The sequence below is a fragment of the Burkholderia stagnalis genome (assembly GCF_039848545.1).
In the GTDB taxonomy this organism is placed as follows: Bacteria; Pseudomonadota; Gammaproteobacteria; order Burkholderiales; family Burkholderiaceae; genus Burkholderia; species Burkholderia stagnalis.
Genome location: NZ_CP156685.1, coordinates 2,629,181 through 2,645,728 on the forward strand (window position 1 = coordinate 2,629,181; position 16,548 = coordinate 2,645,728).

Here is a 16,548-nt window from a genome sequence, read left to right on the forward strand (position 1 = left end):
GCCACCGCGCTCACGCGCGCGGCAGCCGCCGATGCAAATCCGCGAGCGGCAATATCGTGCGGAACAGCCGCGCGAGGCTGCGGCTCGCGAACGTGTCGATGTCGCCGGGTTCGGTCCATCGATACGCATCCATCTCGGGAATCATCGTCCCGTCGCGCCGGCTCGGGAACAGCGACGTGCACACGCACCGGGCGGGATCCACTTCGTCGTCCGCGACGCGCACCGCGAACAGGTGCAGATCCTTGTCGTGGCGATACACGAAGCGGCCGAGATCGACGAGCCGCCCGGGCGCGAACGCGATGCCCGTTTCCTCGAGCAGTTCGCGCAGCGCGGCCTGCAGCGGCGATTCGCCCGGCTCGCCCTGCCCTTTCGGGATGTCCCAGTGCGTCGTGTCGGTCGCATGCGCGAGAAACACGCGCCCGGCCCGGTCGAGGATCACGACGCCGCACGACACCGTGCGCGGCGCGCCGCCCTGCTTCATCGCACGCGTGCTCAGCGCTTCTGCAGCTGCCACTTGCCCGCGGCGGTCTTGCAGTAGACGGGCTTGAGCGTCATCGTCTGGCCCTTCGCGGAAATTTCGGCGGCGATTTCACGGCAGGTCTTGCCGTCGGTCTCGGACGTGGACGGCGTGAGCTTCGCGTCGATCTGCGTGCCCCTGCCGCTGCTCTGCCACGTCGTGGCCTCGCCGTCCTTGCCTTCGTCGCGCACCTGCGCAACGGCCTTCGACAGCGACGCGCGGTCGGCTTTGCTGAAGTAGCTGAGCGGCGTGTCGGTCAGGAAGTTCAGGTTGTTCTGCGCATGGGCGGGCAGCATCGCGGCGGCACACGCGGCGCCGGCCAGCAGTCGCGCGACGAGGGAAAGGGATGCACGCATCGACATGTTGTTCTCCTTGGCTGATCGATAAAACCGCGCGGCGCGACCCTCGTCGCCCCGCGCGTCAGCCAGCGAGGATAGCATGCGCCCTCCGCCCCGCGCCCTCCACCCTGCGCGCCGCTCAGCGGCCCGCCTGCGTCGGCGTCGCCTGATAGCCGTCGGTCAGCGTGCCCAGGAACGCGATCACGTCCTTGATCTCCGCCGCGTTCAGCGCCGGCCGGTCGCCCGGCTTGCGGTCGAACGGCGGCTCGCGGTTGATGTTGGTCCAGTAGCGCTGCGGCAGGTCGTCGAACTTCTGCACCTTGCCGTGCACGACCGGATAGAACTTCTCCGGATGGATGTCGCGCTCGACGTAGAAGCGCATCACGTCCTCGAGCGTGTGGTACACGCCGTTGTGGAAGAAGGTCTTGCGCGTCGCGACGTTGCGCAGCGACGGCGTGCGGAACAGCCCGCAGAATTCGTCGCGGCCCTTCAGGTCGGTGCGCTCCGGCCCGCACGCGCCGAGATCGTGGAAACGCGGGTCGCGGTTCACCGGCAGCGCGCGGTTGCGCGGCACGCCGATCGCGATCAGCCCGAAATCGCTGAACTGCGGCGGGCCGCCTTCGAGCGTGCGCTGGCTCAGGTGGCAGCTCGCGCAGTTGCCCTTCTGCTCGTCGTTGAACAGCTTCAGCCCGCGCAGCTCGGCGGGCGTCAACTGCGCCTTGCCGGCCAGGTACGCGTCGTACTTGCTCGTGTACGGATCGAACAGCGCCGGCTGCTGCTGGAACGCGTCGAGCGCGCGCAGCACCGCGTCGAAGGTCGCCTTGTCGTCGGCCAGCACGGCGTCGCCGAACGCGTGGCGGAACGCGTCCGCATACGGCGCCGCGCGCACCGCGCGCGCGACCTTGGCCGGCGAGCTGCTCATCTCGAACGGCGACGTCAGCGGAATGCGCGCCTGCGCGTCGCGCGTGTCGACGCGGCCGTCCCACGTGAGGCCGCCCGTCGGCCCCGCGTCGACGCTCTCGTCGCCTTCGTCCGGCGAATCGTGAAAGTGCTCGCTGAACGGCGGAATGCCGCGCAGGTATTTCAGCGACGGCACCGCGCGGAACCCGGGGCGACGCATGTCGTCGCCGCCGAGCTGCACGTCCAGCGCATTCGGCGGCCCGAACGCGTGCTCGGCGCTGTGGCACGACGCGCACGCGAGCTTGCCGGAGCCCGACAGCGACGGATCGAAGAACAACTGCTTGCCGAGCGCCGTCATCTGCTTCACGCCCTCGAACACCTGCGCGCGCGTCTGCGGCTGGCTGGCCGCCGCCACCGCGGGCGCCGCCTGCGCGGCCGGCACGGCCTGCGCGCTCGCGCCGGGCCGCGCATCGCAGCCGGCGAGCGCCGCGAGCCCGGCGGCCAAAGCCAGCGCCGCCGCGGCATGGATCAACGATCGCGCGGACGCGAAGGGCTTCGGGTTGCTGTGCATCGTCGTTCTTCTTGTAGCGGTGGGAAACCGGCCGGAGCTTATGTCAGTTGCGTGACCGTTGCGTGACGATCCATCGACAGTGAATTGAAAGCGCCCCTACACCCGCCTGTCAAATCGGTTCCAGATAATGCGCGCAGCTTTCGGCGCAAGACGGCCGCGGTTCGAACCGCCCGCGCCGGTTCCATCGCCACCCTGTTCCCACACGCGACGACAAAGAGAGAGAACGACGCATGAAGAAGCACGCCTGGATTCGCTACACGCCGATTGCCCTCGCGGCAGCACTCAGCCTGACCGCCTGCGGCGGCGACGACGTCACGCAGCAGGGCCTGTCGTCCGTCAAGAACGTGGTCGTGATCTACGCGGAAAACCGCAGCTTCGACAACCTGTACGGCAGCTTCCCGGGCGCGAACGGCATCCAGAACGTGACGGCCGCGAACTCGGTGCAGAAGGATCGCGACGGCTCGACGATGGCGACGCTGCCGAAGATCTGGGGCGGCCTCACCGCGACCGGCATCACGCCGGCCGTGACGGAAGCGATGACGGCGAACCTGCCGAACGCGCCGTTCGCGATCGACGACCCGAACGGGTTCAACCAGTCGATGAGCATCGCGACGCGCGACATCGTGCACCGCTTCTACCAGGACCAGATGCAGATCAACGGCGGCAAGAACGACATGTACGCCGCGTGGACCGACGCGGGCGGCCTGACGATGGGCCGCTACGCGGCCGATCCGACCAAGCTGCCGCTGTGGAAGATCGCGCAGCAGTACGTGCTCGCCGACAACTTCTTCATGGGCGCGTTCGGCGGCTCGTTCCTGAACCACCAGTACCTGATCTGCGCGTGCGCGCCGCTCTACGCGAACGCGAACACGAGCCCGGCGGCGGGCAAGATCGCGGTGCTGAACGCGGACGGCAAGTCGCTGAAGGTCGCGGCGAACTCGCCGGCGTCCGCGTTGAGCGGCCCGCCGAAGTTCGTCAACGACGGCGCGCTCACGCCGGACTTCTACGCGGTCAACACGATGCAGCCGCCGTACCAGCCGAGCGGCAACAAGGCGGCCACGGGCGGCGACCCGCTGCTCGCCGATCCGGCCAACGCGTCGACGCTGCCGCCGCAGACGGCGACCAACATCGGCGACCTGCTGACCAACGCGAACGTGTCGTGGGCGTGGTACGGCGGCGCGTGGGGCCAGGCGCTGCAGGCGAGCCAGAACAACACGTCGAACGTGATCTACGGCGCGGACCTGTCGACGCCGAACTTCCAGCCGCACCACCAGCCGTTCAACTACTTCGCGAACCAGGCGCCGGGCAGCGCGAGCCGCGCGCAGCACTTGCTCGACGGCGGCGCGAACGGCGCCGAGTTCATCAAGGCGATCGACGCCGGCACGCTGCCGCAGGTCGCGTTCTACAAGCCGCAGGGCAACCTGAACGAGCACCCGGGCTACACGGACGTGACGTCGGGCGACCAGCACATCGCCGACGTGATCGCGCACCTGCAGGCGAGCCCGCAGTGGAAGAACATGGTCGTGGTCGTCACCTACGACGAAAACGGCGGCTTCTGGGATCACGCCGCGCCGCCGAGCGGCGACCGCTGGGGCCCGGGCACGCGCATTCCGGCGCTGATCGTGTCGCCGTTCGCGAAGAAGGGCTTCGTCGATCACACGCAGTACGACACGGGCTCGATCCTGCGCTTCATCACCCGCCGCTATTCGCTGCCGCGCCTCGCGGGCCTGCAGCAGCGCGACGACGCGCTGAAGACGAACGGCGCGCAGCCGATGGGTGACCTGACGAACGCGCTGCAGCTGTCGCCGAACCTGTAACGGGCCGCACGGCCGGCGCGCGCCGCCGGTCGTGCCGGATCCGTTGCGCACGCAACAAGGGCGGCCTCGGCCGCCCTTTGCTGTTTGCACGGCGCACTGCGCGCGCCGCTACGCCTTCAACCCCATCAGCTTCGCAAGCACCGGCCACCGCTCGAGCGCGTCGACATACGCGCGGCGCGCCTGTTCGTCGACGTAGCGATCCGGATCGAGCGCCGGCAGATGGTGCGCGAGCCCGATCACGTCGTTGGGTTGCGACAGGCGATCGCCGCCGTCGGGTGCGGTTACTTTTCGTCGATCCATACGCCATCCGGAGTCTTGACCGCGTAGCCCGCGGCCGTCTGAATCATCACCGTGCCCTCGTTCTCGCCGACCATCCGCGTGCGCGGCAGATCGGCCGCATATTGCGCGAGCGTCACGCCCGGCTTGAACGGGCTGTTCGATACGAGGTTCGACAGCAGCTGCGCGAGCGCGAGGAAGCTCGACGGCTGGTCGATCACGGTCGTCGTGCCGTGGTTGCCGGAGAAGCCGACGAGCCGCACGCCCACCGGCACGTTCACGACGCGCGGCGTCGGGATCTCGCGCAGCCCGGCCACCTGGTTCTTGTCGCCGCGCAGCGCCGCGCCGTGCTCCGGCACGAACACGATCACCGCGCGCCGGCCCGACGACGCGATCAGGTCGGCCAGCCGGTCGACGTCGTTCATCAGCCGGGTCGCGCGCTGCGGATACGAGTCGATGCTCGTCAGCGCGCTGCCGACCACGCGGTTGCCGTCGTGCATGCTGATCGTGTTGTAGTACAGCGCGACCGGGCCCGGCACCGACGCGCGCTGCGTGTACCAGTTCGCGAGCGTCGCGTAGTCGTCCTTGATCGCCGAGCCGTCGAACGCGTGCATCGCGACCGGCGCGGCGTCGTTCGACACCAGCGGCGCGTTGGGCACGCCGAGGTTGTCGTGGATCACCTGCAGGAAGTTGTCGAAGTGGCCGTCATGGTTCAGCAGCGACTGCGCGGTGTAGCCCGCGCGCGCGAGCTGCGAGAACAGGTAGCACTGCTGCGGCGCGGTCTGGTACAGGTCGGCGTGCGCCTCCTGCCCGCAGCTCGCGCGCAGCACGCGGATCGCGGCCGGGCCGCTGTAGCTCGCGGCCGAGCTGAAGTTCGTGAACAGGTAGTCGAAATGGCTCAGCATCGGATGGTTGCGCACCTTCGCTGCGTCGAGGTCGTCCCACGCGAGCGAGCACACATGCAGCACGATCACGTCGAACTGCGTCGCCGGGTCGCTGCCGAGCCGGCCGAACGCGACCTGCCGCTGCGACTCCTGCGCGCGGAACGCGGCGAGCGCGGCGTTGTGGTCCTCCGGCTGGCCGGCACGCGCCGCGCCGTCGCCGCCCGCCGGCGATTGCGCCTGCGCGTTCGCCGCGATGCGCGCGACCGCCCCGCTGCCCGCCTGCCACACCGGCAGCACGACGAGCGCGGCCAGCACGAAGGTCGCCACGCGCAGCCAGCGGTTGACGACGAAGTAGACGATCAGCACGCCGGCCACCGTCAGCAGCAGCATCGGCGGCAGCACGCGCGGCAGGATCTCCATCCAGTAGTCGAAGCGGAACGTGCTCATCTCGCGCACCGCGTCGGCGAGCCGCGCGAGCGGCGGCGCGTGCGCTTCGCGCGCGAGCAGCGGCACGGCGAGCGCGAGCCCCGCGAGATGGCGCACGATGCGCCAGCCGCGCCGCCGCACGCGCGCGCTCGCGGCGAGCGCGACGGCGAGCGCGAGGTTCGCGAGCCAGATCGGCTGCAGCTTGCCCGTCGCGAACAGCGCGAACTTCAGGATGAAATACAGATTCCAGAACGTCATCGAAACAACTCCAGTCAGTCGCGCGCGCGATCGAGCGCGAGCATCGCCTGCACGCTGCGCGACGCGCCCTTCAGCAGGCGCACGTAACCCTCGACGCCCACCCGCAGCACTTCCTTCAGGCCGCGCAGCGGCGTATCGGTGCGCTCGCCTTCATGCCAGTCGAGCCACGCATCCGCGCGGCCGAACGTGCACTGCACGAGCTGGCGCTCCTGTTCGAGCGTCAGCGCGTCGAAGCTCACGCCGATGTGCGCGGGCGTCACGCGGCACACGCGCACCGGGAACGGAAACGGCCGGTCGCCGCGCGTCACGCAGACGGTCAGCGTGTCGCCCACCGCGAGCGCCAGGCCCGGCACCGCCTCGAGCCCGAGGCCGCCGGCCGAGTAGTCGCTGGTGAAGCAGGCGGCCGTCGTGCCGTCGGCGAGCAGCAGCGTCGCCGGCACGCGCATCGCGATCCGGTGCGTGACGCGCACCTGCTTCGCCTCGCGCGCGACGGCCAGCGCCGCGCCGAGCATCGCGAGGTTGTAGAAGGTCCAGCCCATCGTGATCATGATCGTCGACGCCTCGTCGCCCTGGTCCACCACCAGCCGCGTGATGCCGGCGAGGATCGCGATCACGTTCACCGCGAACAGCACGAGATACGGCTTCGACGTCGACCAGTCGACGTAGCCCTCCTCGATCTTGCCGCCCTTGTCGGTCACGTTGAACTTGCCGTGCTTCGGGCTCAGGAACGCGACGGTGGTCGGCAGCGCGATGTACCACGCGAGCACCGATTCGTAGACTTCCGCCCAGAACGAATGGCGGTAGCGCCCCTGCATCCGCGAGTTCGCGATGTTCGCGAGCACGAGGTACGGCACCACGTAGCTCGCGAGCGCGACCGCCGACGCGTTGATGAAGTACAGGTGGAAGAACAGGTACGCGAGCGGCATCGTCAGGAAGATCAGCCGCGGCACGCCGTAGAAGAAGTGCAGCATCGCGTTGCCGTAGCAGATCCGCTGCACGAGGCCGAGCCCGCGCCCGAGGAACGGGTTGTCGATGCGGAAGATCTGCGCCATCCCGCGCGCCCAGCGCGTGCGCTGCTTCACGTGGCCGGCGAGGCTTTCGGTCGCCAGGCCCGCCGCCTGCACGGTCGGCAGGTACGCGGACGTATAGCCGCGGCGGTGCAGCTTGAGCGCGGTGTGCGCATCCTCGGTCACGGTCTCGACCGCGACGCCGCCGACTTCCTCGAGCGCGCTGCGCTTCAGGATCGCGCACGAGCCGCAGAAGAACGTCGCGTTCCACAGGTCGTTGCCCGCCTGCACGAGCCCGTAGAACAGGTTGCCCTCGTTCGGCACCTCGCGGAACGTGCCGAGGTTGCGCTCGAACGGATCGGGCGAGAAGAAATGGTGCGGCGTCTGCACCAGCGCGCACTTCGGGTCGCGCAGGAACTCGCCCATCGTCGTCTGCAGGAACGAGCGGGTCGGCACGTGGTCGCAGTCGAAGATCGCGATGTACTCGCCGTGCGTCTTCGGCAGCGCGCGGTTGATGTTGCCGGCCTTCGCATGGCGGTTGTCGTCGCGCGTCAGGTAGTCGATGCCGGCCTCGCGCGCGAATGCCTCGAACTCGGCGCGCTTGCCGTCGTCGAGCAGGTACACGCGCAGCTTCGCGCTCGGCCAGTCCATGCTCTGCGCGGCGAACACGGTCGGCTTCACGACCGACAGCGGCTCGTTGTAGGTCGGGATGTAGACGTCGACCGTCGGCCACATGTCGGTGTCGTCCGGCAGCGGCACGACCGGGCGGTCGAGCGGCCACGCGGTCTGCACGAAGCCGAGCAGCAGGATCAGCCACGTGTACGCTTCGGCCGCGAACAGCAGGTAGCCCGCGAACGCCTCCAGCGGGCTGCGGAAATCGAGTGTCTGCGTCGCGCGCCACCACACGTAGCGCACCATCGCGAGCAGCGCCAGCGACGCGAGCGCGAGCGTCGGCATGTGGCCCGGCAGGCGGCGGATGCCGAGCGCGAGCACCGCGACGATCAGGAAGAACGCGAACTGCGCGCCGGGCATCAGCGGCGACATGCCGGCCGTTGCCCACAGCAGCGCGCCGCCGGCGAGCAGCAGCGGCGCAAGCCAGCGGCGATGGCCGACCCGCTGCGCGCGCGCGTCGATCCAGCCGCCCCAGCGGTCCCACGGCAGGCGCGCGAGCGCCGCGTTGACGCGCCGCCCGATCGCGCGCACGAACACGTAGGCGGGCACCACCGTCTTGTCGAACCACGCGAGCGGGTCACGCGCCGGCCGTTCGCCGGCGCCCGCGCGCGGCGCGCGCACGAACGCCCGCCACAGCCATTCGCGCGGGCTCAGCGGCTGCAGCACGCCCCACTCGGCGGCGAGCCGCAGGAACACCGCGCGCGCGCGCTTGCGCACCGGGTCGGGCTGCCCGGGCGGCGGCGCGTGGAAGAACAGCCGCACGAGCCAGTCGAGCAGCGTGCGCTCCGCGGGCAGCCCGATGCCGCGCGCGAGCCAGTCGGCCGCGCGGCGGCCGAATGCGCGCACGGCGGCGGCGAACCCGGCGGGCGTCATCGCCGGTCTCCCGAGCGGCCGGCGTTGGCAGCGTCGAGCCACGCGTCGACCCAGTTCGCGACGCCGTGCAGGTCATGCGACACCTGCGAATACGGCGCGTCGTCGAAAATCCAGCTGCCGCGCGCGAGCGACTCGGGCACCGCGGCATCGACGTGGATCCGCTGGTCGAGGATCACGCCCGGGCCCGCAACCTCGCGCAGCATCGCGAGCGCGTCGCGCTGCATGTCGCGGGCCGGATTCAGCCGGTTGACGACGATCTGCAGCGCGCCGCGGCCCGCTCGCAGCGCGTCGAGGCGCGCGGCGACGGTCGCGCACGCCGCCGGCTCCGGCGGCACGACGACGAGCGTCAGGTCCGCGCTGCGGATCGCGTGCTCGGCGTGCAGCGACGGATAGCGCGATGCATCGATCAGCGCGACGCCTTCGGCCGGCAGCGCGATCTCGCCGAGCGCGCGGGCGAGCCACGACGGCTCGGCGGCGAGCCGCGCGTCGCACGCGGCAGCCTGCGCCGCGTCGACGCGCCCGTACGGGACGAACAGCACGCCGTCGGCGTTGCGCCACGTGTGCGCGTGCCACGGCTCGGGTGCGCCGAGCAGGGTCTGCGCGAGCCCGGCCTCGGACAACGCGTCGAGGCCGAGGTGCGCGCCCAGCAGGTTCTGCGGATCGAATTCGACGGCCACCGCCGGCCGGCCGCGGCGCGCGAGCAGCACGGCGAGCGCGGCAGCCAGCGTCGTGCGCCCGGCACCGCCGCTCGTCGACGTGACGGCGATCGTCTTCATCGCGCCTCCTCGCGGCCGGCGTCGGCGGCATCGGCGGCGTCGGGCAACAGGCGCCCGCGCAGCGCGACCGGCACGATCGCGCACGGCACCGCGTCGTGACGGTCGATCCGGCGCGGCGCACGGAAGCCGCGGCCGAGGCCGAGGTGCTGGGCGACGAGCCAGACCGGCACCGCGATCGCGATGCCGACGACAAAACCGATGACGATGTCGGCAATCATGGGGCCTCCGGCTTGCGCAGCGGCATCGCGCTGCGCGTGGCGCCGCGCGCACGCGCGGCGGCGGGAATCGGGCCGGCCGGGGCCGGGGCTTCGGCGGGTGCGTCGGGCGGCGGCGCGATGTCTTGCGGCTCGGCTTGCGACCCGGCTTGCGGCGGCGTGGCGGCGGCATGGGCCGCCTCCGCGCCCGCATCGGCCGTCTCCGCCTGCGCGCCGCTCGCCGGATGCACGGCCGCGAACAGGTCGCTGTAGTCGGCGATCGGCGCACGGCGGTTCTCCGCCTTCAGCTTGTTCAGTTCCGCGGCGATGCTGCCGTTGCCGAGGCTCACGATGCGGTCGGACAGCGTCTCGACCGGCACGTCGAAGATCCGCTTGAGCGCCTCGTCCGCATCGGCCGGCTCGCACGCGAACAGGAATACGTACAGGTGCTCGGCGTCGGCCGTCACCACGTCGCCCGCGCGGCGCGGCAGGCAGTGGCGCAGCGCGTCCACGTGCGCGACGCCGGGCAGCAGCGTCATCTTCACGAGCGTGTGCGGCAGCGCGAGCACCGCGCCGCGATCGAGCACCGCGCGGATCCGCAGGCAGAACGCGCCGACCGGCAGGTAGCCGAGCACCGTGTCGCCGAGCGCGGCGGCCAGCGCAACGCGGTAGTCGGCCGCGACCGGCCGCGCCTGCAGCTGGCCGTGCAGCGAATGCACCGCGGCCTGCAGCCGCGAAAACGGCAGGTCGCGCCCGACGACGCTGTTCGCGCCGACGCTCAGCACCAGCATCTCGAACTGGTGGCGCAGCACCTCGCCGCGCTCGACGATCGCGATCTTCAGCGCGCCGCCGCACTGCCGCCGCAGCGTATGCACGGCCGCGCACAGCGCCTCGAGCTGCGCATGGGTGCGGAACGCGAGCACGGCGGTCGCCGCCTGCGCCTTCGCGCAGGCCGCCACCACCGCGGCGTTGTCGTCGACGATCTCCCAGTGGGGCGGCACGAAGCGCTCGCCGTCGACCACCGCGCGGCTGACGACCACCCGGTCCTCGTCGCTCGCGAGCTTCATCTGGCGCGGCTGCACGACCGTGTCGGCATCGAAGATCGCCGACAGGCGGCCGCTCGGCGCGAAGCGCAGCGGCCGCACCTCGCCCGCGGCGAGCGTGTCGCCCGCGCGCCAGAAATCGACGACCCACAGCAGCTCGCCGTGCGTGCGCTGCAGCTGCGACACGCCCGCGCAGACGCTGTGGAAACCGCTGCGCCGGGTGCGGCGCGCGTCGCGCACGAGCGGCGGATCGTCGGTGTGCGGGTCGGCGGCGTCCTCGGTCCCGTCCTCGGGGTCCATCAGCAGCACGACTGCGATCCGGTGCATCCGGCACCAGTCCGCGAACGCGCGCCCTTCTTCCGCGAGCGCGGCCGGGTCGTGCCAGCTGAACCAGCGCTCCGCGCCTTCGACGAAGTACAGCGAGCGGGCGCGGAAGCCGAAACGCTGCATCGCGCGGAACCCGCCCATCAGCCGCGCGAACGGGCCCGGCTCGGCGCGCGCGGCATCCGCGTGCGCCGCATCGGATGCGGCGGCCGGCGGCATCGCCAGCACGTTCAGGTTGCGCGGCCAGCCGGGCGCGAGCGCGCCGCCCGCGAAGCCGCGCTCGCCCATCTGCGCGGCGATGCTCGCGGCGTCGCGCGCGAGCACGACGGTCACGTCGCGGGTGCGCGCCTGGCGCGCGCTTTCCCATATGAGCGCGTCGCTCGCGCTCGTGCGCGCGGCCGCGTAGATCGCATACAGGCCGCCCGGTTCGAGCTGCGTCCACTCGTCCGGCAGCCCGTCGATCGCGAGCCGGCTCAGGGCCGCCACACGGCCGTCGGCCGGGCCCATGCGCAGCAGCGCGCGCAGGCGGCCGAACACGCCGGCAGCGCCGAACGCGGGACGGGTGGCTTCGAATTCGGTGTTCACGCTAGGGCTTCCTTTTCACGCATCACGCTAGTCACGCTAGTAATCCGAGTACAACCGCACCGGCGTCGGCGTGACGAGGCCGGTGCGCGGCTCGCGCGCGTCGAACGCATAGCGCAGGTACAGCAGCCCCGAGCTCGGCGCGTAATCGTGCGAGCGGTCGATGCGCAGCTGCGCGCCGATGCTCAGGTGCGGGTTCATCCGGTACTCGACGATCCCGTTGACGCCATACGAAAACGACACGCCGCGCGTCGAGCTGCCGCCGTACACAAGCCGCGCGAGCTCGTCCGCGGACCGCGCGTTCGCGCCGGCCGGCAGGCCGACCGGGAAATACGGCGAATCACGCTCGTAGCTGTTCGATACGCCGGTCGTCACGGTCAGGTCCCACGACAGCGCATCGCGCCGCCCCGCCCACTCGATCGGCACGCCGAGCGACAGGTAGCGCTGCGGGCTGTAGTAACCGCCCTGCCCGTACGTGTAGTAGCGCAGGTTCTGCGCGTAATGCCACGCATTGCCGACGAGGCCGGTGCTCACCCGCATCGTCGCGCGCTCGTACACGGGCACCGTGAAGCCGGTGCGCAGCGTCACCGCCGTGTTGCGCTCGACGTTGCGCCCGCTCAGCACGCCCGCGCCGAATTCCGCGAACACGTTGGTGCGGCCGAGGTCGACCGACGCGCGCAGGTTCACGCCGTCGCGGCGCACGCCGCCCCACACCGCGCCGGTCCACGGGTCGCGCATGCCCGCGTACGACAGCTCGCTGCTCGTTTCCGGCCGCCGTGACGCGCTCACCGAGAAGCTCGCGGGGCCCGCGTCGAACCGGTAGCGCACGCCGCCGACCACGTAGTGCACCGGGAAACCGAGCGGCGACGTGCCGACGTCGAAGCGCCACGCGTCCGTGCGATAACCCGTGCCGAGCGCGACGCCCGTTGCCGACTGGCGCAGCGAACCGGGCGGGTTCGCGCTCGGCGCGTTCAGCCCCGGATAGGTCGCGAACGTGTTGAGCGCGTAGGAATTCGGGTTGCTCGTGTCGAGCGTGCCGGCGTCGAGGCGCACCGTGTCGACCTGCAGGAACGCGTGCCCGTCGTAGCGCACCGGCACCTGCATGTAGATCGGCACCTGCTGCGCGCGGTATGCGGACACGCCGTTGTCGCCTGACTTGTACGCGGGCAGCCAGCCGATCTCGACCTCCGGGTCGCGGCGCTGCTCGAGGCTCGCGAACGCGGCCTGCGCGGGCGTACGGCCGTCGCGGCGCGGGCTCACGCCGCTCGCGCGCTCCTGTGCCAGCGACGTCTTGTACAGCGATGCCGCGTCGTCATAGCGCCCCTGCGCCTCGGCCACGCGCCCCGCCGCAACCGTCACGTCGGGGCGTTCCGGCCAGGCCGCCTGCAGGCGGCCGGTGATCTCGGCCGCGTCGTCCGCGCGGCGCAGCGCGGTGAGGCGGCGCACGGCCGACAGCTGCGTATCGACGTCGTCGGCCGGCGCGTGCGCGAGCACGCGCTGCACCCGCACCAGCGCCGCCGCGCGATCACCGCTGTCCTCGTCGATCCGCGCGAGCGCGAGCTGCGCATCCGCGTCGTCGGGCGTGCGCGCGACGATCGGCGCAAGCGCATCGCGCGCCGCGTCGTAACGGCCCTGCGCGCGTTCCAGATCGGCCACTTCGAGCGCAAGGCGCTTGTCCGCGTGGCCGGCCGGGCTCGTGCTCGCGAGCAGGCGGCGCGCCTGCGCATAGTCCTGCCGCGCGATCGCGTCGTCGGTGCGGCGCAGGATCAGCCGCAGCGACTGGTCCTCGAGCCGTGCGGCCTGCGCGGCCGTCAGCGACGGGTCGCGGCGGATCGTGTCGAGCCACGCGGCGAGCGCGTCGTCGCGCCCCGCGCTGCCGAGCAGGTCGCCGTAGCGCAGCCGCACGCTCGCGTCGGCCTCCTGCGGATGCGCGGCCATCCAGTCGCGCAGCGGCACGAGGCCGCGTTCGGGCTCGCCCGCGTCGATCCACTGCGCGCCGATCGCGGCCAGCATGTCGGGATCGTCCGGCGCAGCGGCCTGCGCACGCGCGAGCGCCGTGTCGAACGCGCCGCGTTCGCCCCGCCCGAGCGCGCCGCGCGCATCGGCGAGCGCGCGCTGCGCCTCGAGCTTGCGCGCCAGCGCGCGCATGCCGTCCGAGTGCTGCGCGTCGGCCACCGGCGCGAGCGCGTCCTGCGCGCCCGCGAAATCGTCGAGCGAATTGCGGTACAACGCCGTCGCGTAGCGCATCTCCGGCGTGCCGGCCTGCGCGAGCCCGTCGTCCATCACCGTGCGGCCGAGCTGCGGCAGGCCCATGTCGCGATACAGGCGCGCGAGCGCGAAACGGGTCCATGGCGCGTCGGGCGCCGCGCGCACCGCGGCCTCGTAGCGCTGCGCGGCCGGCCCGCGTTCGCCCTTGTCAGCCAGCGCGCGCGCCTGCTGCGCGAGCAGGTCGGCGCGCAGGCCGTCGAGCGCGCGCCGGTCGTCGCGGCCCGTGACGCGGCCTTGCACGGCATCGAGCAGCGGGCCGATCTGGTCCGCGCGGCCGGTGCTCTCGTACAGCGTCGCGGTGCTGCGCACGGCGGACAGGCTCGGCGCGCGGGCCGCCAGCAGCCCGCGCAACAGCGGCTCCGCGCGCGCCCAGTCGCGCTGCGCGAGCAGCGCGTCGGCCAGTTGCAGCTTCGCGTCCGGGTTGTCCGGCTGCATCGCGAGCGCGGCGCGCGCCGTGCGCTCCGCGTCCTGCGGGCGCCCGGCGGCGGCGGCCGCCCGGCCCTGCGCGAGCAGGCCCCAGAACTGCGCGGTGCGCGCGAGGCTGTCCCATTTGCCGCGCTGGTCCGGCGCGAGCGACGCGGCCCGCGCGAACAGCGCGCGCGCGTCGTCGTGACGCCCCTCGCGCAGGCGCAGCAGGCCGAGCCCGCCGAGCGCATCCGCATCGCCTGCGCGCGTGCGCGCGGCCTGCGCGAGCAGCGGGTCGGCCGCGGCCAGATCGCCGCGCGCCAGCGCCTGCAGCCCGCGCTGCTGCGCGATGTAGTTCGGGTCGCGTTCGAGGCGGCGCTGCGCGTCGCGCTGCTGCTCCATCGACGCGACCTTGTCGCGGAATTCGGTATCGTCCGGCACCAGCGCGAGGTACGCGCGCATCGAGTCGAGGTAGGCCGGGTCGGTGTCGGCCGACTGCAGCACGCGCCGCCACACGGCCATCGCCTCGGTGCGGTCGGTATCGGGGCGCCGTGCGAGCGCCCACGCCAGCCGGTTCGCTTCCGCGCGCGTCGCGCTGCGCTGGTTCAGCAGCTTCGCGAGCCCGAGCGCCGCGTCGGCGTCGTCCGGATCGGCCGCGACCGCGCGGCGCAGCGCCGCGATCGCCGCGTCGGAGCCGCCCGGCCCGTTCGCGACGATCTGGTAATACTCGGCGCCGAGCGCGCCCGACGGCGCGCCGTTCGGGAACAGCGCGACGATGCGCCGCGCGGCGTCCGCCGAGCGGCCGGTGCGCGCGAGCAGGCGGATCCGCGCCATCTCCTGGCGGCCGCTCGTCGCGACGCGGTATTCGTCGGCGGCGCGGCGCGTGTCGGCCGCGCCGGGCGCGCGCGCCTGCAGGCGCGCGAGCGCCGCCTGCGCGCCGGTGGCGTCGCCGACGCGCAGCAGCACGCGCACCTGCTCGGCCAGCAGCGCGGGATTGTCGGGCGCGATCAGCAGCCCCTTGCTGATCGCGTCGCGCGCGAGATCGTCGCGGTGCTTGACGCCCCACATGCGCGCGGTCGCCAGCAGCCGCTGCGCGTCGCTGACGTTGCCGGCAGCCGGCGCGGGCGCGGCCGGCGCCGCCGCGCAGACCGACGACGCGAGCCACGCGAGTCCGGCCACGCGCGGCGCGGCGCGTTTCAGCGGGCGGCGCATGGGCGGCTCCTCCAGCGCACGTCCAGCGTGCCGTCCGCGCCGAACCGGTAGCGCGCATCGCGCCAGCCGAGGCCGAACAGCGTCAGCACGCTCGAGTAGTAGCCGGGCGGCGACTGGCGCGCGAGGGTATCGACGCGCGCCGCCTGGGCGTCCGCGAGCGCGCGCTGGCCGCGCGCGTCGAGGAACGGCACGGCCGCCGCCGAGAAGCCGCCGTTGCCGTCGTTCGGGCCGGCCGCGCCCGTCGTCGTGTCGACCTTCTCCGGCGGCGCGCCGTGCGCGGCGATGTGCTCGGCAAACGGCGCGAAGCGCGCGAGCAGCGGTGCCGCGAGCGGATCGGCCGGGTCGAGCATGCCGGCCCACAGGTACACGCGAATCGCGTTGTACGCGCTTTCGGCGTGGGTGGCCGCGTCGGGCCCAAAGCCCGCGCCCGCGCGGTACAGCGCCCAGTCGGGCGAGAAGCCCTTCGGCGCGGTGTCGAGCAGCACGCGCGCGGTGCTCGCCGCGAGCGACGCCCAGCGGCGGTCGTCCGGCAGCCGCGCGCCGAGGCCGCGGATCACCTGCGGCGGCGAATAGCTCGGGTTCACGCGCCACTGGTCGTTCGCGAGCCGGAAGCCGACCGGCCCCGGCAGCAGCGTGAGGCCGAGGCCCGGCACGCTGGCCGTCTCGTCGTCGAGCACGCGCTTCGCGAGCAGCGCGCCGCGCGCGGTGTAGCTGCGCTCATGCCACAGGCGGCCCGCTTCGACGAGCGTGTACGCGATCCACAGGTCGGCGTCCGACGCGGCGTTCGCATCGAGCACGCGCCACGCGCCGTCCGCCGCGCGGCCCCACAGCCACGCGGGCAGGCGCGCGGTGAGGTCGCCCTGCGCGAGATTGTTCTCGGTCCAGCCGAGGATCGTGTCGAACGCGCGCCGGTCGTTCGCAACGAGCGCGAAGAACAGCCCGTACGCCTGCCCTTCGGAGACGGTGCGCGAGTCGGCCGAGCCGACGTCGATCACCCGGCCGTCGGCCGACACGAAATCGCGCTTGAACGCATCCCAGCGCGGCCACGCCGCGCCGCAGGCCGCGCCGGCGGCGTCCTGGCCCGTGGCGGGCGCCCCCGCCGCCGCGCCCGCGGCCGACGCAGCCAGCGCGAATGTCAACGCGAGCGCCATGCCGGCGCAGCGCGCCGGCCGGCTCACCCGCCGCCCTGCCGTTGCCTGCACCAT

At 72.6% G+C, this 16,548-nt stretch carries 12 protein-coding genes; 1 reads left to right on the forward strand and 11 read right to left on the reverse strand.

The features are described 5' to 3' along the window. Window positions 1–10: 10 nt before the first annotated feature. The 3 genes from ABFO07_RS12155 to ABFO07_RS12165 form a co-directional block, all read right to left on the reverse strand. A complete protein-coding gene (locus tag ABFO07_RS12155; protein WP_347468660.1) occupies window positions 11–481 on the reverse strand; it encodes an NUDIX hydrolase in 471 nt (156 codons plus the stop codon). Window positions 482–492: 11 nt separating this feature from the next. Then, a complete protein-coding gene (locus ABFO07_RS12160; protein ID WP_059567053.1) occupies window positions 493–879 on the reverse strand; it encodes a hypothetical protein in 387 nt (128 codons plus the stop codon). Between the two features lie 115 nt (window positions 880–994). Then, entirely contained in the window at window positions 995–2,326 is a 1,332-nt protein-coding gene (locus ABFO07_RS12165) for a cytochrome-c peroxidase (RefSeq protein WP_347467331.1), read from the reverse strand. A gap of 230 nt (window positions 2,327–2,556) precedes the next feature. Here ABFO07_RS12165 and ABFO07_RS12170 point away from each other — a divergent pair, with 230 nt between their 5' ends. After that, complete coding sequence (locus tag ABFO07_RS12170; protein ID WP_347467333.1) at window positions 2,557–4,143, forward strand: acid phosphatase; 1,587 nt, start codon at window positions 2,557–2,559, stop codon at window positions 4,141–4,143. Between the two features lie 108 nt (window positions 4,144–4,251). Here the strand turns inward: ABFO07_RS12170 and ABFO07_RS12175 are convergent, their stop codons facing one another. From ABFO07_RS12175 to bcsZ, 8 genes are read right to left on the reverse strand one after another with little or no spacing between them, the layout of a single operon-like run. Then, entirely contained in the window at window positions 4,252–4,443 is a 192-nt protein-coding gene (locus ABFO07_RS12175) for a hypothetical protein (protein WP_059805498.1), read from the reverse strand. Continuing rightward, the gene (bcsG, locus tag ABFO07_RS12180; protein WP_322226530.1) at window positions 4,425–5,987 is read right to left on the reverse strand and encodes a cellulose biosynthesis protein BcsG; all 1,563 of its coding nucleotides are present in this window, start codon (window positions 5,985–5,987) and stop codon (window positions 4,425–4,427) included. Before bcsG ends, ABFO07_RS12175 begins: the two co-directional genes overlap by 19 nt. Window positions 5,988–6,001: 14 nt before the next feature. After that, window positions 6,002–8,539 (reverse strand): UDP-forming cellulose synthase catalytic subunit, encoded by a 2,538-nt coding sequence (gene bcsA / locus ABFO07_RS12185; RefSeq protein WP_347467335.1) that lies wholly within the window; start codon window positions 8,537–8,539, stop codon window positions 6,002–6,004. Beyond that, window positions 8,536–9,315 carry a cellulose biosynthesis protein BcsQ gene (gene bcsQ / locus ABFO07_RS12190; protein WP_322226528.1) on the reverse strand — a complete coding sequence of 260 codons (780 nt, stop codon included), beginning with the start codon at window positions 9,313–9,315 and terminating at the stop codon, window positions 8,536–8,538. The genes bcsA and bcsQ overlap by 4 nt, the downstream gene beginning before the upstream one ends. After that, window positions 9,312–9,533: a hypothetical protein gene (locus tag ABFO07_RS12195; protein ID WP_059805483.1), complete on the reverse strand. Its 222-nt coding sequence runs from the start codon at window positions 9,531–9,533 to the stop codon at window positions 9,312–9,314. Before ABFO07_RS12195 ends, bcsQ begins: the two co-directional genes overlap by 4 nt. Further along, a complete protein-coding gene (gene bcsE, locus ABFO07_RS12200; protein WP_347467338.1) occupies window positions 9,530–11,461 on the reverse strand; it encodes a cellulose biosynthesis protein BcsE in 1,932 nt (643 codons plus the stop codon). Before bcsE ends, ABFO07_RS12195 begins: the two co-directional genes overlap by 4 nt. A gap of 36 nt (window positions 11,462–11,497) precedes the next feature. After that, on the reverse strand, window positions 11,498–15,343 hold the full coding sequence (locus ABFO07_RS12205) for a cellulose synthase subunit BcsC-related outer membrane protein (RefSeq protein ID WP_347467340.1): 3,846 nt from the start codon (window positions 15,341–15,343) through the stop codon (window positions 11,498–11,500). After that, a complete protein-coding gene (gene bcsZ / locus ABFO07_RS12210; RefSeq protein WP_347467342.1) occupies window positions 15,328–16,548 on the reverse strand; it encodes a cellulose synthase complex periplasmic endoglucanase BcsZ in 1,221 nt (406 codons plus the stop codon). Before bcsZ ends, ABFO07_RS12205 begins: the two co-directional genes overlap by 16 nt.